25 protein-coding genes are annotated in these 25,939 nt (G+C 26.7%); 14 read left to right on the top strand and 11 right to left on the bottom strand.

Features of this window, described 5'->3' with window-relative positions; genetic code table 11:
* Position 1: 1 nt before the first annotated feature.
* From ACQY2P_RS08695 to ACQY2P_RS08685, 3 genes are all read right to left on the bottom strand, one after another.
* Positions 2 to 637, bottom strand: coding sequence for a gamma-glutamyl-gamma-aminobutyrate hydrolase family protein (locus tag ACQY2P_RS08695; RefSeq protein WP_428326236.1), 636 nt, complete (start codon positions 635 to 637; stop codon positions 2 to 4).
* Positions 638 to 649: 12 nt separating this feature from the next.
* Entirely contained in the window at positions 650 to 3,034 is a 2,385-nt protein-coding gene (locus ACQY2P_RS08690; RefSeq protein ID WP_428326235.1) for a PEP/pyruvate-binding domain-containing protein, read from the bottom strand.
* A 69-nt stretch (positions 3,035 to 3,103) separates the two neighbouring features.
* The gene (locus ACQY2P_RS08685) at positions 3,104 to 3,961 is read right to left on the bottom strand and encodes an FkbM family methyltransferase (protein WP_428326234.1); all 858 of its coding nucleotides are present in this window, start codon (positions 3,959 to 3,961) and stop codon (positions 3,104 to 3,106) included.
* 87 nt (positions 3,962 to 4,048) lie between these two features.
* Between ACQY2P_RS08685 and ACQY2P_RS08680 the strand changes: the two genes are divergently transcribed.
* A complete protein-coding gene (locus ACQY2P_RS08680; RefSeq protein WP_428326233.1) occupies positions 4,049 to 4,924 on the top strand; it encodes a sulfotransferase family protein in 876 nt (291 codons plus the stop codon).
* Positions 4,925 to 4,926: 2 nt separating this feature from the next.
* On the opposite strand, the gene ACQY2P_RS08675 is transcribed toward ACQY2P_RS08680, so the two are convergent.
* Positions 4,927 to 6,294, bottom strand: coding sequence for a sulfatase family protein (locus tag ACQY2P_RS08675; protein WP_428326232.1), 1,368 nt, complete (start codon positions 6,292 to 6,294; stop codon positions 4,927 to 4,929).
* A 104-nt stretch (positions 6,295 to 6,398) separates the two neighbouring features.
* Here ACQY2P_RS08675 and ACQY2P_RS08670 point away from each other — a divergent pair, with 104 nt between their 5' ends.
* The 4 genes from ACQY2P_RS08670 to ACQY2P_RS08655 are packed head-to-tail and all read left to right on the top strand — an operon-like array spanning position 6,399 to position 10,421.
* Entirely contained in the window at positions 6,399 to 7,421 is a 1,023-nt protein-coding gene (locus ACQY2P_RS08670) for a polysaccharide biosynthesis protein (RefSeq protein WP_428326231.1), read from the top strand.
* A 29-nt stretch (positions 7,422 to 7,450) separates the two neighbouring features.
* Complete coding sequence (locus ACQY2P_RS08665) at positions 7,451 to 8,971, top strand: GNAT family N-acetyltransferase (RefSeq protein ID WP_428326230.1); 1,521 nt, start codon at positions 7,451 to 7,453, stop codon at positions 8,969 to 8,971.
* The gene (locus ACQY2P_RS08660) at positions 8,971 to 9,636 is read left to right on the top strand and encodes an HAD family hydrolase (protein ID WP_428326229.1); all 666 of its coding nucleotides are present in this window, start codon (positions 8,971 to 8,973) and stop codon (positions 9,634 to 9,636) included. Before ACQY2P_RS08665 ends, ACQY2P_RS08660 begins: the two co-directional genes overlap by 1 nt.
* 41 nt (positions 9,637 to 9,677) lie before the next feature.
* Positions 9,678 to 10,421, top strand: a complete 744-nt coding sequence (locus tag ACQY2P_RS08655) for an N-acetylneuraminate synthase family protein (RefSeq protein ID WP_428326228.1) — start codon at positions 9,678 to 9,680, stop codon at positions 10,419 to 10,421.
* Positions 10,422 to 10,425: 4 nt separating this feature from the next.
* Here the strand turns inward: ACQY2P_RS08655 and ACQY2P_RS08650 are convergent, their stop codons facing one another.
* The 4 genes from ACQY2P_RS08650 to ACQY2P_RS08635 are packed head-to-tail and all read right to left on the bottom strand — an operon-like array spanning position 10,426 to position 13,710.
* Positions 10,426 to 11,085, bottom strand: coding sequence for a class I SAM-dependent methyltransferase (locus ACQY2P_RS08650; protein WP_428326227.1), 660 nt, complete (start codon positions 11,083 to 11,085; stop codon positions 10,426 to 10,428).
* Between the two features lie 44 nt (positions 11,086 to 11,129).
* Positions 11,130 to 11,864, bottom strand: coding sequence for a TylF/MycF/NovP-related O-methyltransferase (locus ACQY2P_RS08645; protein ID WP_428326226.1), 735 nt, complete (start codon positions 11,862 to 11,864; stop codon positions 11,130 to 11,132).
* A 35-nt stretch (positions 11,865 to 11,899) separates the two neighbouring features.
* On the bottom strand, positions 11,900 to 12,985 hold the full coding sequence (locus ACQY2P_RS08640; RefSeq protein WP_428326225.1) for a DegT/DnrJ/EryC1/StrS family aminotransferase: 1,086 nt from the start codon (positions 12,983 to 12,985) through the stop codon (positions 11,900 to 11,902).
* An 8-nt stretch (positions 12,986 to 12,993) separates the two neighbouring features.
* Positions 12,994 to 13,710, bottom strand: a complete 717-nt coding sequence (locus ACQY2P_RS08635; RefSeq protein ID WP_428326224.1) for a cytidylyltransferase domain-containing protein — start codon at positions 13,708 to 13,710, stop codon at positions 12,994 to 12,996.
* 179 nt (positions 13,711 to 13,889) lie between these two features.
* Between ACQY2P_RS08635 and ACQY2P_RS08630 the strand changes: the two genes are divergently transcribed.
* The 3 genes from ACQY2P_RS08630 to ACQY2P_RS08620 all read left to right on the top strand — a co-directional run bounded on the left by ACQY2P_RS08630 (position 13,890) and on the right by ACQY2P_RS08620 (position 16,832).
* Positions 13,890 to 15,470, top strand: coding sequence for a B12-binding domain-containing radical SAM protein (locus ACQY2P_RS08630; RefSeq protein WP_428326223.1), 1,581 nt, complete (start codon positions 13,890 to 13,892; stop codon positions 15,468 to 15,470).
* A gap of 57 nt (positions 15,471 to 15,527) precedes the next feature.
* On the top strand, positions 15,528 to 15,680 hold the full coding sequence (locus ACQY2P_RS08625; protein ID WP_428326222.1) for a hypothetical protein: 153 nt from the start codon (positions 15,528 to 15,530) through the stop codon (positions 15,678 to 15,680).
* Between the two features lie 69 nt (positions 15,681 to 15,749).
* Positions 15,750 to 16,832: a 6-hydroxymethylpterin diphosphokinase MptE-like protein gene (locus tag ACQY2P_RS08620; protein ID WP_428326221.1), complete on the top strand. Its 1,083-nt coding sequence runs from the start codon at positions 15,750 to 15,752 to the stop codon at positions 16,830 to 16,832.
* Here the strand turns inward: ACQY2P_RS08620 and ACQY2P_RS08615 are convergent.
* Complete coding sequence (locus ACQY2P_RS08615) at positions 16,829 to 18,715, bottom strand: hypothetical protein (RefSeq protein ID WP_428326220.1); 1,887 nt, start codon at positions 18,713 to 18,715, stop codon at positions 16,829 to 16,831. The two genes, ACQY2P_RS08620 and ACQY2P_RS08615, sit on opposite strands and share 4 nt — an antisense overlap.
* On the bottom strand, positions 18,684 to 19,232 hold the full coding sequence (locus tag ACQY2P_RS08610; protein ID WP_428326219.1) for a WxcM-like domain-containing protein: 549 nt from the start codon (positions 19,230 to 19,232) through the stop codon (positions 18,684 to 18,686). Before ACQY2P_RS08610 ends, ACQY2P_RS08615 begins: the two co-directional genes overlap by 32 nt.
* Positions 19,233 to 19,261: 29 nt before the next feature.
* Here ACQY2P_RS08610 and rfbB point away from each other — a divergent pair, with 29 nt between their 5' ends.
* The 3 genes from rfbB to ACQY2P_RS08595 are packed head-to-tail and all read left to right on the top strand — an operon-like array spanning position 19,262 to position 22,428.
* The gene (gene rfbB, locus ACQY2P_RS08605; RefSeq protein WP_428326218.1) at positions 19,262 to 20,245 is read left to right on the top strand and encodes a dTDP-glucose 4,6-dehydratase; all 984 of its coding nucleotides are present in this window, start codon (positions 19,262 to 19,264) and stop codon (positions 20,243 to 20,245) included.
* A 35-nt stretch (positions 20,246 to 20,280) separates the two neighbouring features.
* Positions 20,281 to 21,345 carry a glucose-1-phosphate thymidylyltransferase gene (locus ACQY2P_RS08600; protein WP_428326217.1) on the top strand — a complete coding sequence of 355 codons (1,065 nt, stop codon included), beginning with the start codon at positions 20,281 to 20,283 and terminating at the stop codon, positions 21,343 to 21,345.
* 48 nt (positions 21,346 to 21,393) lie between these two features.
* Positions 21,394 to 22,428 (top strand): glycosyltransferase family 2 protein, encoded by a 1,035-nt coding sequence (locus ACQY2P_RS08595; protein WP_428326216.1) that lies wholly within the window; start codon positions 21,394 to 21,396, stop codon positions 22,426 to 22,428.
* A 3-nt stretch (positions 22,429 to 22,431) separates the two neighbouring features.
* Here ACQY2P_RS08595 and ACQY2P_RS08590 read toward each other — a convergent pair whose 3' ends face one another.
* On the bottom strand, positions 22,432 to 22,785 hold the full coding sequence (locus ACQY2P_RS08590) for a holo-ACP synthase (protein ID WP_428326215.1): 354 nt from the start codon (positions 22,783 to 22,785) through the stop codon (positions 22,432 to 22,434).
* A 51-nt stretch (positions 22,786 to 22,836) separates the two neighbouring features.
* On the opposite strand from ACQY2P_RS08590, the gene ACQY2P_RS08585 reads away from it, so the two are divergent.
* From ACQY2P_RS08585 to ACQY2P_RS08575, 3 genes are read left to right on the top strand one after another with little or no spacing between them, the layout of a single operon-like run.
* On the top strand, positions 22,837 to 24,099 hold the full coding sequence (locus tag ACQY2P_RS08585) for a pyridoxal phosphate-dependent aminotransferase (RefSeq protein WP_428326214.1): 1,263 nt from the start codon (positions 22,837 to 22,839) through the stop codon (positions 24,097 to 24,099).
* Positions 24,092 to 24,331 carry an acyl carrier protein gene (locus ACQY2P_RS08580; protein WP_428326213.1) on the top strand — a complete coding sequence of 80 codons (240 nt, stop codon included), beginning with the start codon at positions 24,092 to 24,094 and terminating at the stop codon, positions 24,329 to 24,331. The genes ACQY2P_RS08585 and ACQY2P_RS08580 overlap by 8 nt, the downstream gene beginning before the upstream one ends.
* Positions 24,328 to 25,938, top strand: coding sequence for a class I adenylate-forming enzyme family protein (locus ACQY2P_RS08575; protein ID WP_428326212.1), 1,611 nt, complete (start codon positions 24,328 to 24,330; stop codon positions 25,936 to 25,938). The genes ACQY2P_RS08580 and ACQY2P_RS08575 overlap by 4 nt, the downstream gene beginning before the upstream one ends.
* Position 25,939 lies beyond the last annotated feature (1 nt).

The following is a 25,939-nucleotide window of genomic DNA, read 5'->3' as shown; positions in this document are numbered from 1 at the left end:
ATTATTTCCACAAAAATTTATCATTAAAGAATTTTTTTAATAAAAATCCATTCTCATCATCAAATGTTCTTTCAGGATGCCACATAACACCGATAATTGGATGCAAAGAATGAAAAAACCCCTCAATAGTTTCATCATAAGTAAATTTTGCAAATACTTCCAAATTTTGTCCTAAATTCTCTTCTTTTATCACATTTTTATGATATGAGTTAACGGAAATTTCGTTATTCTGAAAAAGAGATTCAATTGTGGGATTTTTTAATTGAATTTCATGTGATTTTACGATATGATTTTCATTAGTAGTTAAATTTCCTCCAAAAAATTTGTTTATTACTTGCATTCCTCTACAAACACCGAAAATAGGAATATTTTTAGAAATTGCATAATTCAAAATAATTTTTTCTGTTTCATCTCTATCTTTATGATCACCTATATTATCTCCTCCAGATAAAATAATTCCATCAAGAGACATTTCTTTTAGAAAAGATTCAGTAGAAGAGGAATTTGGAATAAAAACAGGTACATAATCAATAGATTCCAAAAACTTTGTCCAATCTTGACTAAGTGCATCTCTTCTTTCAATATAATTTTCAGCATTAACTACTCTCATAGTAATACCAATTTTTTTTGATTTCATTTTATTTACTTACTATGTTATGTATCCTAAATAACGTAAGGTCTTATTAACTTCTATTTCTTGATCATCTGTTTTATATTCTAAAATAACAATTTGTTGATTCTTACAATCTAATAGAATTTCAGAAGAATTGTTAAGTTTTTCAAAGATTATATCGCCACATCCAATGGATGCAGGAAGTCCAATTTCAGCACATCGTATTGACATATGAGATGCAACTCCTCCGTATTTAGTAATTAAACCTAAAGGTTTCTTTGTAAAAATCCAATCATATCCTGGATCTGCATTTTCTATCAATACAATCTTATTTTTTAGAATTGGAATTCGTTCATCGTGTGGTTTTAATCTTACAATTTTTGATTGAATTTTTTTTGAGGTTATGTAATTTGGTTTAGAGATATAATACTGAGTTATGTCAAAATCATGTTTAGAAAAAAGCAATGATGGAAGTGAAAGAAAATCATTAATTGATCTATTTTGTTTTTCAGTTTCTATTGAATTATTCCAAAATTTTTGGATAGAGACGTTACTAAGATTTTTAGTTTTTAAAATAGTCTTGATTGATAGATTTGATAGTTGTTTTCTATTAAATCCTAAAAGTGAACCAGCTTCTGCAATTAATTCCAAAGCATCACTTAGATTCTTTGTAAATTCAAATTTAAGATTTTCACGTTGAATAATTGAATTAGTAACAAAATCCAGAAAATTTACTTTATTAAAAATTATTCCATTTTGCGAGAAGATTTTTGTTAAATTTTTGTCAACTATTATTTTCTTTGAAGTTTTATTTTTACTAATTTTGAATTCATCAAAATAAGGATTATGAGAATCATATCTAAGAGCTGTAATATCATAAGTTCCAGGTCTCAAATGACCATATTTTTGTAAGAAGCTAGATTTAGTAATTTTTTTTTCCGAAAATAAAATAAAATCATTTTGGAATTTTGAAAGAGGGGTAGAAATTGAATTCATAAAATTTTCAATAAATTTTGGCGTTATTATTTTTTCTTTCTCTGCACTTCGAAGTAAAATTGAACTAATAAAAGAAATTCTAGCCATGGTCGAAAATGGAGTTGTGCCAAAAGTTTTACAATCTTTTAACAATTGTTCTGCAAAATTAAGAAGTATCTTAGGAGATTTAGGTTTAGTTTTTAGTTGTTTTTTTATTTCATTTCTATTAATTAACATAGTTTGAATTGATTTTTTACAGTTATTGTTAATAATTGGAAAATCATATAAAATATTGTTAGTAAGTATCAATAAGGAATTTTTTATTTGATTAATTTCTTTTGTTGAAAAATTAAAATTTTTTAGTTCTTTTAATCTTGAATCAATAGTTAGATCAAAACAGGAAAAAAGAATTTCAAATTCAGCCTTATCATGTAAAAAAGGATTAGCAGAAAGTTTTTTCAAATAATAATTGATTAATTTCTTTTTCAAATTTGCATGGATATTTTTAGGTAATAATGAATTGAAGCTTGCTCTAACATCTACATATGGTTTGTTTCCAAATTGCACCATCAATGAGGCTTTTCCAACATTATGATATCCAATTTTACTTCTACCTTTTTGCCATGAATCATTCATTATTAGATAATCATATAATGAATAATCAAGGCGATTTGGATTATTTCCAATGATCTCAGAAGGATTCCAATCAGTCATATCTGAAAATTTTGTAGAGTTACCGTAAAACAAATTTGAATCATTTAATTTTGAAAAAGTCTTTTTATTATTAGAAATCAATTTAGAAAATTTTTTATCAATTTCTTTAAAATTAAAAGCAGGTATTGATGTAATTGGCCTTACTTGAAAAATTATAATACTATTTTTGGTAATTGCAAATTCAATATCCAACATATTGTTTTTAAAAATTTTTTCAATTTCCATAACTGCCAAAAGAAGTTTTTTCCATTTAGCAGGGATTTCTGATTTTTTAATATTTCTGTAAATTTTTAGTGTCTGAGTCTTTAATCCTTTAGTAACAGTATCTGTTGATGAACCAATAGTATAATTTATTACAAAATAAGGTGCTCCATTTTCAGGAGTTCGTGAAAAAATTACTCCACTTAATATGCTATTAGTTACTTGTTTTTGAATTAAAATTTGATTACTAGGATTATTATTTCCTTTTTTCTTATAGGACTGTATTACTTTCTTGATGCTTTTTTTTATTTCTGAAATATTTTGTGAATCAACATCTAATATGCTTCTATAATTACCAGCTTGTGAACTCTCTATAGAATCTTCACCTATTGCAGAACTCCGAATTATAATTTTTTTGTGTTTGAATGATTTAGATATAAAATTTAAAATAGAGTTAGGGTTTTTTCTCCATTCATCAACAGTAAAAACATGGATCTGTTCAATTTTAGATTCTTTTATTTTTGATTTCAAAAATCTTAAAACATTAGATTTTGAAGTAAAATGAGTTTGATTATTTTTAATCATATTATTTGCATCGATTTATCGTTTTGAAAATATATTGATATCTTTTATTTTTGGATTAGGATATTTTTTCATTAATTTTTCAATACTAGTTTTCATTATTTTATTATTAATATCATCAACTTCATAAAGTGAAAATCCTAATTCATTTAATATTCGTAAATGTTCTTCAGGATCCATGTCATATTCTTTAATTGCATCTGGCCACCATTCTTGGAGAAGTTTTATTGTTTCATTTTTCTTTAAAATAGATAACATTCCTTTAATCGCATTTCCTTCTGAACCATGAATATCAATTTTTATAAAATTTACAATATCATGTTTGTCTATAAAATCATCTAGTGAAATTGTTTCAATTTTGATTGATTTGCATTCGTTATGAGGTTTTGATAATCTATGAGATATTGTGTTTGTATTTGTTAAATAAAAATTTTTTATTTCATTATTATTGGAAACTGCTTTTTGTATTAATGTCACATTTTTGTATCCATTCACATTAACATTTTTAGTAAGTAATTCAAAATTTTTTGGTTCAGGTTCAAATGCAAAAACATGTCCCTGAGGTCCAACAAGTTTAGCAAATAATAAAGTATAATATCCAATATTAGCACCAACATCTAATACCACATCGCCAGGTTTAATTTCTTGTTTAACTAATTCTGTTTCAGTTTTTTCATGATATCCATAAAGAGAAAGCGATAAGGAGTCATTATGATCTAAATATAATTTATTTCCTTCTAGTTCAACAAAATCCGGTTTCAGTTGAGAATTCATTGTTTGTACAAATTTTCGTACTTGTTTATTTTGAGAAATACCTGTACCAACTAACAATTTAGCACTTTTTTGATATATTCTATTCATAATTTTTTTCATCATTGATTTTATTAATTTTCTAAATTCTAATAAATGGTTCTAAGATTAAAATGCTATAAAATATAATAACGGAAAAAATTTTGTTATAATGTGAGAAAAACTGATTTTTTTATTGTAGGTCAAACCAGATCTGGTACTACAACAATTCTATATTTGCTAAAACAACATCCTGATGTATTCATAATACATTCTGGAACTGGAAAAATTCCACCTAGATTTGGATTTCCACCAACAAAAATTACCGAAGAAGAGTATCTAAAAGCATTTTCAGAGGCCAAAAATAATCAAATTTTAGGTGATAAATGTTCTGATTACATGATGTGTTCAACTTCTGCTGAAAGAATTAGAGAGTTCAATCCAGATGCAAAAATCATCATCAATCTAAGAAATCCAATTGATTGTATGCATTCGTTGCATACTTTTGAGTTAAATAATGCTGTTGAAACTATAGATGATTTTGAAAAAGCTTTAGAAGCAGAAGAGGAAAGAACAAAGGAAGAGTTAGAAACTCCAAATAAGTACAATCATAATCTATTTTATAGAAAAAATATGAAATATGTTGAACAAGTACAAAGATATTTTGATGCATTTGGTAAAGAGAATGTTTTAGTTAGGATTTTTGATGATTTTACATCTGAACCTGAAAAATCTTTTAGAGAAGTTTGCAAATTTTTGAATATTGATCCCAATTTTAAGCCAACTTTTGGTCGTTATAATGCAAATCGAGCTACTAGAAATAAATTCATACAGAAATCCGTTGTGAAAACAAATAATACAAAATTTAGAGATATAGTAAGGAAAATACCAGGCATACAGGATTTCTATAACTTTGTCAATCTCCCAGAAGTTGAGAGAGATGAAATAAATCCTGATTTCAAGAAAAAATTACAAAAAGATATGAAACCTGAAATTGAAAAATTATCTAACCTCATAGAAAAAGATCTAACTAAGTGGTATACTAATTAACATTACAAATATCCTAATTTCTTTAATTCTTCTTCAATTTTTTTAGTTTCTTCATCACTAATTTCTTCAGATTTTTTTGGTTTTTGTTTAATTAAATCCTGCAAAATTTGTTCCATATCATCAATAATTTCTGGGGATTTTTCTTTGATATTTTCATCTTCATAAGGATCTGTTGTTAAATCATAAAGATGTACTTGTTTTTTTGGATCTTTATTATCTCTAAAATATTTGAATTTTGATGTACGTATTCCAATAACATCAGTAGACTCTCTTTCAATCAATGGGTGAGTTTCCATGTATGCAGGTTGTTCTTCTAAATCTTGGCCTTTAATTATTGGTAAAACACTTCGTCCATCAACATTATTGTTAGGATTTTGGATATTAATAATATCAAACATAGTTGGGAAAATATCTATAGTACGCACCAGGTTTGTGATTTTCTTTCCACTTTCTATATTATGACCTACGAATAATAAAGGTACATGAATTTTATCATCATACAAAAAGTGGTTCAGATCAGATCTTTGTCCTAATAATGCACGTTCTTCATGAGGTTTCAAGTGGAGATTTTTTACTTTATTTTGTTTAATCCTCTTTCTTATTTTTTCTATAAAAAAGAAAAAATCAGATTTTAATGGTTCTAATGGTTTTGGTACTTTATTCCCTAAGTTACGTGCAATAGTTTGAAGAGATCCATTAACTTCTAAATTTATCTCCAAATCACTACGATGTACTGCTTTAACATAAGTGCCATGATCAGCAGTTATCGTGATTAATGTTGAATTAAGATCAATTTGTTCTAAAAATTTTCCTAACCATACATCTATTTCAGAAAGTTTTTGTTCATATTTATTGGAACCATATTCTGGTTTTTCAAAGTCTTTGGATACTCTTATTGGAAAATGTAAATCCATAATATGTAAGAAAAATGCCCATGGTTGTTGCATTTTTTTTGATTTTAATATAGAGACAGTATTCACACCTAAATTATTAGATAAATTCCAATAATGATCATAAGAGTAATCATCATTTTCAAATTTAGGAAAAAGACCTATAGTTTTTGATACAGATGGGATATAGCCATACGTATTATATCCTTGGTTTTTTAAAACAGAAAAATATGTTGGAATTTCAGATGGTAACTTATTGTATTGTTTAGTTGGTTTTATTCCAGTTTTAAATGGATGTAGTCCAGTAAAGAGACTAGCCCAGGATAACAGAGTACCATCGGAAGGACTAATGACATTTTCAAAATTAATTCCTTGTTTTCTGAGTTTATCTATGTTGGGGGTAATTGCAGTACTATTAACTCCAAGAAATTTATCAGCTCTTAAAGAATCAATAATTATAAAAAATATGTTAGGTGTCATTATTTGGATCGTTTATTACAGATATTTCAATATTGGTACACATGAATAAAATAGGCTAATTAACATCAGTTAAAGTCAAATAAAACTCTCTTAAAATGTAAAGAATGAATATTGAATCATTTTTTGATGGGAAAAAAGTGTTAATCACTGGTGGAACGGGTTCTTTAGGTCAAGCGTTAACAAAAAAATTACTAAAAACAAATGTAGAACAAATTAGAATATTCAGTAGAAATGAATTTAAGCAAATAGACATGGAATCAAAAATTCAAGATAAACGACTACGATTTTTTATTGGGGATGTTAGAGATTTAGGAAGATTGGTTTTAGCATTAGAAGACATAGATTTTGTTTTTCATGCAGCTGCATTAAAACATGTGCCGAAAGTTGAATACAATCCATTTGAAGCAGTGAAAACTAATGTGATGGGGTCCCAGAATGTTATTGATGCATGTATAGAAAAAAATATAGAAAAAGCTGTATGTATTGGAACAGATAAGGCAGTTTCCCCATTGAATACATATGGTGCAACAAAATTATTAATGGAAAAATTATTCATCACTGCAAATAATTATCTAAATCCAGAGACACATAAAACTAAATTTATCGCAGTCAGATACGGAAATGTTTTAGGAAGTAGTGGTTCAGTAGTACCAAAATTTATCGAACAAATTAAATCAAATCAAAAGATTTCCATAACTGATACAAAGATGACCAGATTTAGCTTAACTATGGAAGAAGCACTAAATTTTATATTAAATGCAACCATAATGGGAAAAGGTTCGGAAATTTTTGTACCAAAAATTAAATCATATTCAATAATGGATGTGAAACAAGCTCTTATAGAATTACTAAATGACACTGGTCAAGAAATTACAGGTATTAGGACTGGGGAAAAAATTTTTGAGACATTAATAAATTCAGATGAAATTAGATACAGTTGGGAGATTGAGGGTATGTATATGATTTTAAATCCACTGTTGGATGAAAGAGAGATTATAAAATCATATCCAAAAGCAAAACAAGTAGAAAAATTATCTTCATATTCATCAGAAAAAGTGGAAAAATTTTCAAAAAATGAAATAAAAAAAATTATTGAAGAAGAATTTTTAAAAATTAATAAAAACTAAATTTTGTAGTAATTTAAAAGATAATGCTTATGTCAAAATATAAAATTTTATCTAAAAATCATTACAAATCTAACAATTACACACTTTGTACCATTAGAGAAAAAGACATTGAAAAAATAAGAGTATGGAGAAATAAACAGATCAATATTTTAAGACAGAATAATCCTATTTCTAAACAACAACAAATTAATTATTACAATGACGAAATTAAAAAATCAATAACAAAAAATGAACCAAACGTAATATTGTTTAGTTTTTTGATAAATCAAAAATGTATAGGATATGGTGGATTTGTTCATATCGATTGGAAAAATAAACGTGCTGAAATTTCTTTTCTAACAGATCCTGCACGTATGAATGCAAGATTATATGAAAAAGATTTTAGTTTATTTTTAGACGTTATTTTTAAAATTGGGTTTAAAGAAATAGGATTCAACAAATTAACAACTGAAACTTTTGAGATTAGACCAAAAACTATGAATATTTTAGAACAAAAAGGTTTCAAAAAAGAAGGATTACTTAAAGATCATGTAAAAGTCAACGGCAAATATGTAAATTCAATAATTCATGGCATTTTAAAAAAAGATGTTCAGAAATCAAACAAACAAAAATTAAACATACTTGTCACAAGTATATCAAAAAAAGTTTCACTAATTGAATCAATCAAAAATGTAGGATTAAAAATGAATGAAGATGTAAAAGTAATTGGAGCGGATTCTAACAAACTATGTATTGGAAAGTATTTTGTAGATGAGTTTTGGCATATGCCTCCATTAAAAAAATTAACATTAAAAAAATTAATTGATTATTGTAAAATGAAAAAAATTTCAGTAATCATTCCTACTCGTGATGCTGAATTGATATTTTTTGCAAAAAATAAAGAAACTTTAAATAAAAATAAAATATTCGTCATGGTTTCTTCAGAAAAAACTATCAAACTATGTAACAACAAACTTGATTTTTACAAAAAATTAAGTACAATGGGTTTACCCGTAATCAAAACTTCAGTAAAAATTAATGATTTGAATTGTAAAAGATATGTTGTCAAGGAAAAATTTGGTGCCGGTTCTCAAAAAATTGCTTTAGATCTAAACAAAACTCATGCATTATTACACTCAAAAAATATGGAAAATCCCGTTTTCCAACCTCACATAGCAGGAAAAGAATTCAGTGTAGATCTATATGTAGATAAAAAAGGGAAATCAAAAGGATGTATTGTTCGTAGAAGAGACTTAATCAAAAATGGAGAGTCACAGATTTCTACAGTTATAGAAAATAAAAAAATTGAAAAGATTTGTGTGGAAATTGTAGAAAAGGTAAAATTTTATGGTCATATTGTTTTTCAAATAATTCTTGATAAAAAAAATAAAGTGAATATCATAGAATGTAATTGTAGATTTGGTGGAGCATCTACGCTAAGTTTGGCGTCGGGTTTAGATAGTTTCTATTGGTTTCTATTAGAAGTAAAAAAAGAAAATTTGAATAGAATTTTATTCAAAATTAAAAGTAATAAAAAACAAATTAGATATCCCAAGGATTTAGTCATATAATGATTATAGTTTTTGATTTAGATGAGGTTCTATATGATGAAAAAACTTTTGTAAAGAGTGGATTTCATGCAGTTGCTAGACATTTAGATAAAAATAAATTAATTCCATTAAAAACAAGTTTAAGATTTTTAAACAAAAGATTAGGAATAAACAGAACTAATGTTTTTGATGATTTATTAAAAGAGCATGGAATTTTCACTAAGAAAAAATTACAAAAATGTATTTCTGTCTATAGAACACATAAACCACGGATAAAGGTTTTTCCTGAAATAGAAGAATGTTTAAAAAAATTTAAAGAATATCCCATATACATTGTTACAGATGGGAATAAATTAGTTCAAAAAAATAAAATCAAAGCATTAAAACTTGAAAAAAAAATTAAATGTTATATGTTAACTTCTAATTATAAATTAAAGAATGCAAAACCTTCTCCATATTGTTTTTTAAAAATATGTGATTTAGAAAATGTTAAACCTAATGACGTTGTTTATGTAGGAGATGATCCCAATAAAGATTTTGTTGGAATAAAACCATTAGGATTTAAAACAATTAGAGTTCTAAAAGGAAAATATAAAAAATTACTCAAACCCAAAAAGTTTGAGGCACATATGAAAATAAATTCTCTTAAAGAATTTAATCCACAAATGTTAGAAAAAATTTCATAAATTTTAAACAATTAAATTTGTACATTAAATCTATTTCATAAATGAAAACAACCATAGTTGCAGAAATAGGTTCAAATTGGGAAGGAAGTATTAGCAAAGCTAAAAAAATTATCAAAGAATGTAAACTTGCAGGAGCTGATGCTGTAAAATTTCAAATGTGGAGAGCAAGTGATCTATATTCAAAAAAACATCCAAACTGGAATGAAATAATTAAATCAGAATTATCATTTGAGCAAGCAAAAAAAATTAAAGAATACTCAGATTCAATTAAAATAGAATTTTTTTGTAGTGCATTTTATCCAGAAGCAGTGGATTTTCTAAATTCTATAAAAGTAAAACGCTTCAAAGTAGCTTCAAGAACATGTGTAATGAAAGATGTTCATTCAAAAGAAACTTTGATTAAAAAAGCATCAACTGGAAAACCCATAATTGTAAGTATGGGAATGGGAGGAGAATTAAAAACTATAAAGAAAATTTTCTCAAAAAATCTAATTACTTTTTGTTATTGTATTTCAGAATATCCTTTAAAATTATCTAAAATTAATTGGAAAAATGCAATAAAATTTGATGGTTTTTCAGATCATACATTAGGAATTTCTGCTCCAATCATATTTACAATTTTGAAAAATCAAATGAATTCAAAATCTATATTTATAGAAAAACATGTAAAATTAAAAAATTCAATTGGACCAGATGCAGCAACAGCAATTGATACGGATGAATTAAAAGAAATGGTAAATCAAATTAGAATTTTTGAAAAATATGATTTTTCTATGAAAAAGTAATCTATTATTTTTTTTTAAGTAAACCAATTCCCGCCTTAATTGGGAAATCAGCACACACAAATTCTTGCGATAAATATTGTTTGGACTTACAAATTTCTTTCCAAAATTTAGAAACTCCAGGAAAGGTTTTTGATTTAATATCATGTAATATAATAAACGAGTTTTTTGTAAGCATTGATTTGTAATTATCAAAATCTTTTTTAACAAATTTGTAATCATGATTGCCATCAATTAAAATTAAATCAAATGGAGCAAATTTTTTTGTATTATTAATTGTTCTAGTGGATGTAGAATCTCCACAAATCAAAGTGAGATTTTTGAATCTATGATTTGCTCTTAAAGAATTTCCATCGACAAATTCTTGAAACGTATCGATTCCTACAATTTCATCAAATTGAAAAATTTTGTTCAAAATTGTATTTGTATATCCAGCATGAAATCCAATTTCTAGAAATTTCTTAAATTTGATGTTATTTGATTTTTCGTAATTTTTTAAAAAGAAAATTAATTCAGTTAATTCATCTGGAATTTGTTGTAAATGTGAATTAGAACCATTATACAGCATATTTCCGCCCCATTCAGCTGTTGTTTGATTACGTAAAAATTCACAAAAACGAATTTTTTCATCTTGAGAAAATATTTTTGGGTAGGAATAATTATTCACAAAATTAGAAAAATTTGGTTTGATTTAATCATTTATACAATAAATCATAATTTTATTACTAAACATTGTCCATTTTGAAGAACTAAAGGATTTTCTGGTTTATCTTTAAAAAACTCATCAACAGCTTTTCTTGCTGCTAATTGATACCCTTTAAATCCATAATCATCAAACAGCATGACTCCACCAGGATTCATTTTTGAATAAAAAAACTTGCAACAATCATCAACACTTTTGTATAGATCTACATCAATATGTACAAACGAAAAAGTTTTTTCTGTTATATTTTTAAAAGTTAACGGAATTAATCCAGGGTAAAATTCTATGAATTGAAAATCTTGTAAAAAAGATTTTACAGTTTCTTCAGATGTGTCGTTGAAATCATCTTGAGTATGACTACTAGGATCATCATCGGCATATTTTGGCATTCCTTTAAAAGTATCAAATAGATGTAATTGTTTTTTTAATGATGAATCATCTATTATTGAAGAGATCAGGAATGATGTTCCACCTTTGTAAACACCACATTCTGCAAAATCACCATTAACATTCAAACATTGTTTAGCTAAAATGTAAATTACATAGCATCTATCCTCAGTCACTTTAGTATGATTCTTTATTTTATCATAGATTTTTTGAAACCATTCTGAAAACCATGGAGAATAAGTATATGATGTGTAGGGATAACATCTTTGATAGTCAGCAATAGTTTTATCATCAATTTTTATCAAATGATATCCAAATTGATTAGTCATTTTTTGAATAATTTCTTTTAAAGTCATTACTAATTTACCAAATTTTTTGCAATAGAAAAAGGTTAGGAAAATTCGTTTGTGTATTTTATGATTTTTTCTACATTTTCAGTAGTTAGATTTGGATGTATTGGTATTGTTACAACTTCATTTCCAACTTTTTCAGTTATAGGTAATTCTTTAGTTGATTTGTACAATGTCATTTTATGAATTGGGTTATAATGAATTCCAGTTTCTATACCCATATTTTTCATTTTTTTCATGAATGATTTTCTTTTTTTTGTCAAAATCCAATATAGATGATAAGAACAGTCTTTTGAAAAAGGCATTTTTTGAGGTATTTTCAATTCTTTTTCATATTGTTTAGCGATTTTCTGTCTTTTTTTATTGAGCATATTTAATTTTTTTAATTGCACTAATCCGATTGCAGCAGAAAATTCATTCATATAGTAATTCCATCCAATTTCTTTTACATCATAATGGAAATTTTTTCTATTTGTAATTCCACACCATCTTCTTGCAATAATTTTTTTACTGATTTGTTTGTGATTTTTTGAATTGATTGCAATAATTCCACCTGTAGGCATTGCTAAATTTTTTACAGGATGGAAGCTAAAACATACTGCAAAACCATGACTTCCAATTTTTTTCTTTTTAAAGATAGAACCTGATGCATGAGCAGCATCTTCAATTAAAGAAAGATTATTTTTTTTGCAAATTTTTTCAATAGAGTCTATGTTAGATGGAAGTCCTCCAAAATGAACGGGTAAAATAATTTTAGTTTTAGATGAAATGGAGCTTTGGATTTTATCTGAATCTATACAAAGTGTTTTTGGATCAATATCAACAAAAACAGGTTTTCCACCATTTAATAAAATAGCATTTGCAGTTGAAACAAATGAGAGAGATGGAAGTATAACTTCTTTATCTTTAATATCAATTAAAGAAAGTGCCAAGTTTAATGCAGCAGTGCCACTGTTTACTGCTAAACAGTCTTTTGCTCCAACATATTTTCTAAATGATGTTTCAAATTTTTTAACATATCCAGTACCTGCTCCAGATGCCCAAAAATGACTTTGTAAAACATCATTAACAGCTTGTTTTTCTTTTGAATTTGTAACAGGATCGAATAATTTAATTTTTTCAGTCATTTTCATCTTTAATTAATTCTTTTATGATTTAAGAAATTTTTATCTTCTTTTAATGATTTTTGATATCCTTCGTCAAAATTGTGTTTAGTGTTTTTTAAAAATATATCTGGCTGTTGTTTCCAAATTTCAACAATATCTTTCATTAGAATTGGTCTTGATTTAATAATAGAAATTAAATTTTTTACTAATTCAAGATCTTCTATTCTATCAACCTCCCATCTCAAATGAGATAGATTTTCACCATATTCTAAATTAAAAATATTGAATTTTTCCTTATTTTTATAAATATAGGGGGTAACATGTTCTCTTTCCGATGGCAATTTAGCTTCTTCCCAACATCGCTTCAAGGATTCAAAAGTCATTATCTCTACCTCAGTTCCATATGGAAATGTATATGGTTGAAAATTTGTAATATAATGGAAATTGGATGAGATAAATTTTTCAATAACACTATCAACAATTTCAGGATCAATTAGAGGTTTGTCAGATGGGATTCTCACTATTGAAGAAAAATCATATTTCTTAGCACATTGAAAATGTCTATCAAGCACATCATTCTCATCTCCTCTAAAACATTCAATGTTAAGATTTGTAACATAATCAAAAATTATATCGTCTTCTTTGAGTTCTGTTGTTGCAACAACAATTTTATCAATTAATTTTGAATTTTTTAATTGATTTAATAAAAAGGATAGAACAGTATTTTCATTATCTACCTTCATCATTGCTTTTCCAGGTAATCTTGATGAACCTAGTCTTGCTTGAATAATACATCCTATCATCAAAATAACAATGCAATCAATGAATATAATCTTCTTCAAAATTTAAAAAAACATAATAATTTAAAACATATTCACAAAAAATCTAAATCTACCCTTAAATACTTGTTAAGAAGGCGATATTCATGAAGATACTTCTAATACAGCCTCCTGTACGTGTTGATCAAGATCCTCTAGACATTCCTGCGGGTTTAGGAATTTTAGCTAGTATTGCAGTAGAAGAAAATCATCAAGTTGCATTTTTAGATCTTAATTCAAAAAGACCAACTCCATCATGGAAACATGCAGCCAAACAAATTTCTGTAGAAAAATGGGATGTAATTGCTATTGGCGGATTAAGTAGTATGTATAAAGATATCAAAAAATTGTTACAGATTTCTAGAAAATTAAATCCTGATTCTTTGATTGTTTGTGGAGGAGGTTTTATCACATACATGCCAGATAGACTCATGAAGTTAAATCCTGAGATCGATATTGCTTGTATTGGAGAAGGTGAAGCTACATGGAGAGAAATTTTAAAGACAGCAGATACAAAAGAGTGGAATCAAATTAAAGGAATTTGTTACAGAGAAGATGATGAATTAATTTATACAGAACCAAGACCGTTAATTCCAGATTTAGATGTTATTCCTTATCCAGCTTATGATCTAATGGAGATGGATGACTATTTCAAATATTCAGGTTCTATGTGGTTTCCGGGTGGTTTTTGGAATAGTAAAAGAAGAATAAATTTTGTTACAGAACGTGGATGTCCTAGACAATGTACATTTTGTACACATAATGGAATGAACCGATGGGATCAAGAGGCATTGCTAGGTACAAAAAAAGTACGAATGATGGATGAGCAATATGGTTTTCAAGCAGTGACTAGATTTTTTTCTCCAAAATACATCATAAATCATGCAAAATATCTTTTAGAGAAATTTAATGTTGATTACATTTGTTTATTAGATGAAAATCTTACATCAAATCCTAAAAGAGTACATGAGCTATGTGATGCATGGATTGCAGAAGGATTACATAAGAAAATCAAATTAGGGACATCAGGTGATGCTCCTAGCATTACACCAGAAATCATTCAACATATGAAAGAAGCTGGTTTTGTATACATTTCAGTAGGAGGAGAAAGTGGTAGTGATAAAGTTCTCTTGAATGATATTGGAAAAGGGGTTACAGTTGCAAATAATCAACAAGCCATAGATATTATGAAAACAGGAGGGGTAGAACCACACATGACGTTTATGGTAGGAAACCCAAATGAAGACATTAACGATGTATTAGAAACAGTTTCATTTATTAAGAAAAATAATGCATTCGTAGATCCGTTTATTTGTACACCTTATCCAGGAACAAAAATTTTTCTTGATAATGAAGATTACATCTTAGGTCAATATGATGAACGCTTAGAACTAGTGAATAAAGGAATAATTTCAAATTATTCTGAAGAAAAAATCAAACAATGGAAAGAAGAAGCGTTAGAAAAATTTCTTATGTCATTGAATAATGCAACAGATTATAGTTGCACCGTAAGTAAAAAATTTGATTTTGGAGATCTTATTGCAATAAAATATTTTATGCGGTTACAAGACACATCTAAATTATTAAAATTAGCACATATTAGAGGTTGGCCACATGAACAAAAATGGTCAAAGGACTGTCCAGTTTGCAAAGCCAAAGAAGAACTATCAGTGAAAATTTCTACTTAATAAAAAAATCTATTTTTTGGCAAAAAGAATAAATAATTTATTAGAAAATTTTCAAACATGAAAGCAAATTTCAATATAAAAAAAATTGAAGGTGAAAAAAGAGATGACAAAGAAGAGTTAGAATCCATCATAGAACGTTCAGGAGTAGGTTCTCATATGATATTTAGAAGTAAAAATAAAGATGATGAGTTTTTTATTGATGAGATTTAAAGAGTAAATTACTTGTTTTTAATTTCTAAAATGAGTTAAGATTAATACTTAATCATTTGTGGATTTATTATGTCTGAGGATTCAAATTTTGAATTACAAGAGGGGACATTTCTACAATTAAAACAAAAAAAGCAAGAAATGGGATATGAACATATCTCTTGGGATAAATGGTTTAGAATTGCTTTTGAATTAGACTATCATGATTCGGATAAACAAATCATAGAAAAAATTTTTCAAAAAAATAATCTAGAGAAATATTATAATGGATGGATTAGAAATTTTGCAGATAATCTTACTGATTTGTCAAATGGAGATTCATTACATCAATTAGTTGGAAGAACTCAAAATGATAAAAAAGAAATTTCATCAATAGTAATAGGGAGGGGGCCATCATTAATGAAGAATAATCATTTAGAAATTCTCAAAAAAAGTGATTTTTCAGGAAATATTATTTGCACAGATGGGGTTCTCCCATTAGTGTTAAAATCAGGCATCACTCCTGAAAAATTTGAAAATTTTTATGTTGTTACTATTGACGTGCAAGAACATCAAAAAAAATTTTATCAAGAAGAAATTGTAAAAAAATTTGGAAATAAAATAAAATGTATGTTATCAAGTACAGTACCTAATTCAACATATCAAGCAATAATTCAAAACAAAATCAAAGTTTTTTGGTTTCATGCATTAGTAGATTACAATCAAAAAAGTACTTCTTTTAATCACATAATTGGATTAATGAGTAAAAATAAGAAACATCCTAAAGGTTTCCCTGCATTACAAACAGGTGGAAATGTGGGTACAACCTCTTGGATATTAGCATGGACAATATTAAAATCTAAAAAAGTTTGTTTAATAGGATTAGACCAAGGTTATCCCGTCAATACACCTCTAGAGCAATTAGAACATTACAATTTACCAGATTCTGTAGATAAACAAAGTATTTCTTTTAAGAAGGCATATCCTATTGTATATAATCCTGAGTTTAATTGTGAATGTAGGCAAACACCATTGTATCAATATTATTGTAATGCATTCAAAGAATTCATAGAAAAAACTTCAGATAGAGTTGTGACAATTAATGCAACGGAAGGGGGGGCATTATTTGGAAAGGGAATCAAATGTATGAAATTTTCAGAATTTCTACAAAACTAATGTTTAACAATAGAATTCAATAGTGTTTGTGATGCAGAATTTAGATTAGAGAGGTATTTTTTTAAAAATTGATTTCCATTATCAATTACAGATTTTTTAAATTTCTCATCAGTATTTAGTTTAGACAAAATTTCTTTTAATGAATTTGTAGATGAGATAACACAGGATTCATGTTTTAATATTTGAGGTACTCCTAACGCATAATCAATTGAAGGAATAAAAATTACGGGTTTTTGCAATAATTGGCTTTCAATAATTGTGGTGGATAATCCTACCATGATTAACACTTTACATTTTCTAATTAGAGACAATACATCTCCAGTAGTCACAATCTTGATATTCGGATCAATTTTTTTTGCAATATCGCTAACATCTAATTCATCTGCTGAAGGATGAGATTTTATAATTAATTGTTCTTGACTTTCAGATACGATTTGACAAATTTTGGAAATAGTTTCATTATAATTCTTAATATTATTAATTATTCTTCCTCTAATATGCATGTGACCAGGTCCAGAAGTTGCTAAAAGAATGTAATTTTCTTCTTTAGATTCAAGAACATTAGTATTATCATATCTAGGTGCACCAACTTTGATTATGTTAGAAGGGGATATGTGACCATTTTCAATAGCATCATTCACATTGATATCTCCCCAAGTAAGAAAATTATCTGCTTTAATAGGATATACACTTTGGGAAACATTAGCTTCAATTGCTTCAGATGTATCATAATGAAGACCAATTTGTAAAAGAGATACTGGAATTCCTTTTTGTTTTGCATAGTGAATAATTATTTGTTCTGTTACACCTACTTCTTGTAAAACTAAAACAGTTTTTATTTTAAATTCTTGAAATAATATTTTAGCTAATGCAATCTCGTAAGAAATCTCAGAAATTCTTTTTTGAATTAATTCTATAAAATAAGGTTTCATATATTTCCATAAAGATATGTTGTTTTGTACAAAATATTCTTCAAAAAATTTGTTTTTTGACCATAGCAATTCAATATTAGAAGATATTTCGTTAGAAATTTTTCTTGAAAGTTCTGCAACATAAGAAGATGATTTAATATGAGGGGTGATAACTTTGATTTTAGATTTTTTTATTATATCAAATGTTTTTAAATTCCAAAACGCAGGTCGTCTTCTTCCATAGAAAAATAAAGAAAAAGGAAAATTTTTTGATTTGGAAAATAATTCTTCATATCTATTGGTAGGAAATTCTACCACTAGTACATTTTCATCAAAATTTTGCTTAATTTTAGGACCGAAAAAAGTATGAATAAGTTTTTCAGAAATATTTTTAAATTTTTTATATGATGATCTAGAAATGAAAAATGTTACAAATTTATTCCCAAATTTGATGTTAATTCTAACCTTATCGTGTGCAAAATTGTACATCTTATTTTTCTGTTTCAATTGAATGACTTTTAGATTTAAATTTTGAACCAAGGAATAGATTTGTTCTGATGCAAAGAATGTTGAATCAGGATTACTTTGACAGATTTTAAAAACTTCATATGATTTTTTTAAAAAACCTGTTAAAAATTCTATAATTTGTTCATGGAACAAATTTCCAATATTCAATTTATCAAAATGGATTTCGTCAATTATACTTTCTTGATAACACCATTTACTAAATTCATAAACTTGTTTCTGTAATTGATCAATATCATTTTCATTTAAAAAATTATCAGAAGACTCATGAATAATTTTTTCTTTAATTAATTTTTTATGAGTCTTATAATCAAAAGATATTATTTTAAAGTGAGATTTTTCTTTAATTAATTCATTAACTGTACTAAAATCAGTTTGATCATCAATCAAAATAATTTTATTGTTTGAAGAAGGATTATCGCTCAATATCCCATTTCTTCCAATCATAATCTTCAAACGACACGTTTTTCATTTCGTTGTCGTTAGGTCGCCAAGCTGGATTTGCTAAAGTTAAGACGGTAGCCAATTCATCAGTAGTATTAATATGTGCAGATGAGAAATTTTTTGGGACTTGGACTAACACTGGATTTTTTTCACTAGATTCAATTTCATGGTATTCGCCTTTTTCATCTTGAGCAACAAAGATCACTTTCCCACGAATGCAAATAAAATAACTATCTCGTTTAGTATGCAAATGTGGACCTTTAATTTCTCCAGGATTTACTGATGAAATATAAATCATTTTAGGTTCAATTTCTAAAATTTCATCCCAATCTCTCCAGATTACTGTAAGAACTCCATTGATATGATTGTCTTCAATATCTTTGGTAAGATGGGTTTCCAGTTTAATTGATCTTATAGTATCATTTTTCAATTTATATTTTTGACTGATAATAGTAATAAAAATATATTTAAAAAATTTTAAAATTATATTTACAAATTTTTGATTAGATAAATCAATCAACTTATTATAAACAAAATTTCAATTAAATTATGAAATTATTAGTAACTGGAGGTCTAGGATTTATTGGAAGTAATTTTATTTTAAAAATTTTGAAAGATACTTCATTTCAAATAATTAATTTAGATAATGAATTTTATGGTTCAAACCATGAAAGTTTATCATCTGTTGAAAATTCAAAAAATTATGAATTTGTTAAAGGTAACATAACAGATGAAAAAATAGTCAATAAACTTGTAAAAGATTGTGACATAGTAATGAATTTTGCAGCAGAATCACATGTAGACAGAAGTATTTCTAATGTTAAACCATTTGTAGATTCAAATTATTTTGGTGTGTTTATTATTTTAGAAGCAATAAAAAAAGAAAAGAAAAAATTGGTGCAAATTTCAACTGATGAAGTTTTTGGAAGTTTAGAAAATGATTCTGCTGATGAATTATTTAGAATGAATCCATCTAGCCCATATGCTTCAACAAAAGCATCTGCAGAATTATTGATTAAATCATATATTACAACATATAATTGTGATTGTGTAATAACACGTTGTACTAATAATTATGGACCAAGACAATTCCCAGAAAAATTAATTCCAAAAACAATTATTTTAGCAGAATCAGATAAAAATATTCCAGTTTATGGTTCGGGAAAAAATGTACGTGATTGGATTTATGTTGATGATCATTGTGATGCAGTTTTAAAAATTCTACAAGATGGAAAATTTGGTGAATCATATAATATATCTGCAAAAAATGAGATCAGCAACATAACAATTATAAAAAAAATTCTTTCAATTTTGGATAAATCAGAAGATTTAATTGAATTTGTTGAAGATAGACCGGGTCATGATTTTAGATATAGTTTAGACTCAACAAAAATTCGTAATGAGTTAAATTGGAATCCCAAAACTAAATTTGATTTAGGATTGGAAAATACAGTAAAATGGTATTTAGAAAACAAAAAATGGTGGGAGAACATTTCTCAAGATACATTAAATCCGACACCCTGGAAAAACTAAATTTGATTTATTAATACACAATTATGAGAATTTGCATGAAAGGAATAATTCTTCATGGAGGCCATGGAACAAGATTAAGACCACTTACACACACAGGCCCTAAGCAATTACTCCCAATTGCCAATAAGCCAATGTCACAGTATGGAGTTGAAGTGTTAAAGGAATCAGGAATAAAAGAAATTGCCATAATAGTTGGAGGAATTGGTTCTAACAAAGTACGAGAATATTATGGAGATGGTGAAAAATTTGGTGTAAAATTTACGTATATTGAACAGGATTATCCAAAAGGAATTTCACATGCCATTGGATTATGTAAAGAATTTATTCAAAATGAAAAATTTGTAGTGTTTTTAGGAGATAATATTATTCAAAGATCGATAAAAGATTATGTAGCATATTTTCAAAATTCAAATTTTGATGCATTACTTTTATTGTGCGAAGTAGATAATCCATCACGATTTGGTATTGCAGATGTAAAGAATGAAAAAATTTTAAAAATTATAGAAAAACCAAAAAATCCACCTACCAATTTAGCAGTGACTGGAATCTATTTCTTAACTCCACTAATTTTTGATATTATTGAAAAACTTAAACCATCTTGGAGGAATGAATTAGAAATTACAGATGCACTAGATATTTTACGTGAAAAAAATGACAAGATTACATATCGTATGATTACAGATTATTGGAAAGATACTGGAACCCCAGAAGATATCTTAAATGCAAATAGTGCAATCTTGGAAAAAGTAATTCCATATTTTGATGGAAAAAAAGAGGAAAATGTTAGATTAAATGGAAATGTGATCGTAGGTAAAAATACTATCATCAAAGACGATGTTGTGATCAATGGTCCAGCAATAATTGGAGATGATTGTATAATTGAGAAAAAATCAATAATTGGACCTAATGTAAGCATTGGGGATAATTCAGTTGTTTCTCAATGTTCAATAAAAAATTCCATAGTAATGTCAGATTGTGAGGTCAAATGTAACATATCAATAAAAGACAGTATCATTTCAAAAAATTCAGTGATTCAAACTAATCAAAATAATAATGAAAAAATATTCATGTTAGGTGAAGGAACCAAAGTCTATCTCTAAATTTGTGTAATGTTAAATATCTGGATTAATTCAAAAAACAGTTAGAACATGGACCCATTAATCAGCATAATCATTTTAAATTATAATGCAGGTAATTTTTTATTAAATTGTGTTGATTCTGTTTTCAAGTCAAAATATACAAATTATGAAGTAATAGTAGTTGATAACGTTTCAAAAGATAATAGTCAAAAAATATGTAAAGAGAAATTTCCAAAAATTATTCTTATTGAAAATGAATCGAATTTGGGATATTGTGAAGGAAATAATATTGGATTAAAACATGCACAGGGAGAATTTGTTGTAATTTTGAATCCAGATACAATTGTTGAATCCGACTGGCTAAATCATTTCCTAGATGCACATAATATAGTAGGAGATGGTTTGTATCAACCAAAAATTTTGTCATTAGAATCTCCAAAAACTTTGTTAAGCACTGGAAATATGCAACATATTTTTGGTTTTGGTTTCCCTAGAGATAGAGGATTAACAGATAACAATCAACATAATGAAATTGAAAAAGTTGGTTATGCATCTGGAACATGCCTATTTACATCTATGAAAGTGCTAAAAAAAATTGGATTTTTAGATGATTTCCTATTTCTTTATCATGATGATCTTGAACTAGGATGGAGAGCTGCACATTTAGGAATAAATTCCTATTATGTTCCAAAATCAAGAATTTTCCATGCTGAAAGTTATGCGTTAAAATGGAGTGCAGAAAAATTTTACTGGTTAGAAAGAAATAGAAAATATTGTATCAAAACACATTATTCAAAAAAAACATATAGAAAAATTTTACCATATTTGTTATTAGTAGATTTTTTTGTTTGGGTGTTTTATTTCTCGAAAGGATTCCCAAATTCAAAAATAAGAGCAGAAAGAGAAATATGTAGAAATAAAAAAAGAATTAAAGAAAAATACGAAGAACTTGAAGATAAAAAAATAAAATCAGATTTAGAATTAATTAATTTTTTTCCAAACGATATTTTGATTCCAGGAAATTTGTATGGTGGAAAATCAAATAAATTCATTAACAAAATAATAGTAAAATTAAGTCAAAAAGCTAAAAATGCATTGAAATAAATTTTAAAGTTGTTCTGACAGAATCATTCCAATAGCATAATTTTTTTCATGTGAAATTGATGCTACAAAAATAAAATTTTTATTATTTTCATTTTTTAAGCGAATTGATGGTTTTGATTTAGAATGACTAGTTTCAATTTTTAAAAAATCTTCTTTGATATTAATTGATTTCATTAATGCTTCTTTCAAAGCAAATTTTCCTGCAAAATGCGAATATGAATCTTGAAATTTTAAACAATATTTAATTTCTGAATTGGTAAAAATTTTTTCGTAAAATTTTTTATTAGATTGGAAAGGCAATTCTCTAAATCTAGTCACATCAACAATATCTATTCCAGAGCCAATTTTTTCAAGCATGTCAATATATTGAGGCAATGTTTATTTATTCTCCTCGGAGCGTTTTGTGTATTGGCAAAGATTTCAAAAAAAGCTGAAAAATTTAAGAGAAAAATGTCACCAGTCAGACAAATAATGAGTTTTGCTGAACCTGAATATATAGAAAGTCTTGGAGTTAAACCTGAAGAATTAATTTCCATGGCAGGAGGATGGGTGAATCATGAATCTCCTAAAGAATTAAGAGAATCTTATGAAAAATTAGTTTCAGATCAACAATTATTCCACAAATCAGGAAAGTATTCTGCAACATTTGGAGACAGTGATTTTAAAAAAGCAATTTGTAAATTTGAAAAGGAATTATACGACATGGATATTTCTGAAAAAGAAATTGCTGCAGGGTCAGGTTCAACTCAATTAGCAATGAATTTGTTTGTAACTATACTTGATCCTGGAGATAAAATTTTGTTATTGGATCCTTACTATTGTAATTATCCTACACAGTTAATTACTGGAATACCAGATATCAAAATACTAAGTTTTCCAGTTATTGATGTAGATAAATGGGAATTTATTGCAGATAAAAAAATTGAAGCGTTTTCAGAATATATAATTGAAAATAAACCAAAAATGATTTTATTAACAACGCCTGATAATCCCACTTCAAAAATTTTATCTGAAAAATTTATGAGTGCAGCTCTAGCTGCAGCAAAGAAGATTGATGCATTTATTGTAGTAGATTTTGCATATAAGGAATTAATTTTTGATGAAAAATTTCCATCATATTTCTCATGGGCTCCAAATGAAAATTTTGTATCAATAAGATCAAATTCTAAATGGTGTAGAGGATTAGGTCGAAGATTAGGTTGGATTGAAGCACCAAAATATGTTATAGATGCTATGGAATCAATTCAAAATTCAACATCACTATGCCCCGATACACTACATCAAATGGCATTTTCAGAATTTATTAACAAATCAATTGAAAATAAAACATTAACAAAATACATCAAAGAAACAAGAAAGCTTTACAAAAATGCTATGGAAAAAACATCTCAAATGATTAAAAAATATCTTAATTTCCCCATTATTGAACCAGAAGGAGGACTTTATTTTTTTGTAAAAGTGAATTCAGATGGAACAAAATTTGTTGAAAATACTTTGAAAAAAGCTAGCGTATTATTTGTTCCAGGATGGGGATTTGGTAGAACTGGAATGAATGCAATTAGACTATCAGTCGGCCCATTAGTTGAAGATATTGAAAAAATTGAAGAAGGTTTAATGAGAGTGGCCAAACACATAGATAAAATTATTCAAAATGAGGAAAAAAATGGTTAATGAACAAAATATTGATAAAAAAATCGAAAAAATAGCAAATGATGTATTGCAAAATAAAAATGTCACATTAGAATCATCAATGGAAGATATACCAGAATGGGATTCTTTAAAACATATTCAATTAATTATTGCAATTGAAGAAACATTTGATATTACTATAGATTTTTCAGATACATTAGATATGACTTCTATGCCGGCAATAAAGAAAAAAATTTTAAAATATTTACAATGATTGATTCATCTCAGCTTTCTGAACATCAAAAAATAAAAAACCAAATTGATTTAGAATATGAAAATATAGGAGAATTATTTTCAAAAAAAGTAAATGAAACACCAGACAAAATATTTTTGATTTGTCCAGGAAAAGGAACGGATGAATTTACATTTATTGAGTTTAAAAAATTACTAGTGAAATCCATACAATATTTCAAATCGATTGGACTAAAAAAAGGTGAAAAAATTTCACTAGTTTTCCATAATTCACCAGAATTTTTAATATTATATTTTACTGGATTAATTTTAGGAATAACAATCGTACCAATTAATCCAGATATATCATCAAGAGAAATTAAATACATTGTAGAGGACAGTGATACAAAACTAATATTTTTTGATGAAAAACTAGAATTAAAAATTAATGAATTAAATCAATTTTTCCCATCTGAAAAATTTGTAAAAATAAAATCAATTTATGATTTTGATAATTCATATGAACAAATAGAACTGGATTTCAAAAACAATGTTTCAATAAATGATTTAGCAGTAATAATTTACACTTCAGGAACAACAGGAAATCCTAAAGGTGTAAAATTATCTCACATGAACCTTTTAGCTGACGCAAAATCTATTTCAGAATGGTTTTGTTTTAATAAGGAAACTAGAACATTATGCATACTCCCTTTATTTCATAATAATGGACAAATTACAACTCTTTTAGCACCTTTGTATGCAGGAGGTTCTACAATTATTGTTAAAGGAAAAGTTAGTTTGTATTCATTTTGGGATTTAGTGAATCAGTACAAAGCCACATGGACTAGTGTAATGGCATCAATTTTATCAATATTATTGAGCCTGCCAAAAAACCGGAAAGATAAAACCCTTAATGCAATTCTTTGCGGAGGACAAGTTTTAACAAGAACAGTACAAAATGAATTTGAAAAAAGATTTTTTGTTCCAATTTTTGAAGGATATGGTTTAACGGAAACAACATCATTTTCCTGCATAAATAACTATCCTGCAGAAAAAAGAAAATTTGGCTCAATTGGAAAAGCTTTGTTAACTAATGAGATGGAGATTTTGGATGAAAAAAATTGTATTTTAGAATCTAATGTTGAAGGAGAAATTTGTATTAAAGGATATAATGTAACTGAAGGATATCTAGGATTAGAAGAGAGAAATAAAAAATCATTTCAAGATGGATGGTTTCATAGTGGAGATTATGGTAGAAAAGATGAGAATGGTTATTTTTACATTCATGGAAGAAAAGATTCGTTAATAATCAAAGGAGGAGAAAATATCTATCCGTCAGAGCTTGAAAATATTTTATACAAACATCCAGACATAGATGAATGTGCGGTTATAGGAATTCCTGATAAATTATTGGGAGAAGAGATATGTGCATTTATAAAAATTAAAAAAAATAAAAAATTAGATGAAAACGAGATAAAAGAATTTTGTAAAAACAAAATTGCAAATTACAAGCAACCAAAAAAAGTTTTCTTTATAAATAATCTAATTGATTTAGATGATATACCAAAAGGACCTACAAAAAAAGTTCTCTACAGAGAATTAAAAAATTATTATATAACAAAATGCAAAATTAATGAAAATAGTGAATAAA

The sequence above is a fragment of the Candidatus Nitrosopumilus sp. genome (assembly GCF_965262695.1).
Taxonomy (GTDB): Archaea; Thermoproteota; Nitrososphaeria; order Nitrososphaerales; family Nitrosopumilaceae; genus Nitrosopumilus.
The sequence above is the reverse complement of the archived record's forward strand: the minus strand, read 5'-3'. Positions and strand labels throughout refer to the sequence as shown.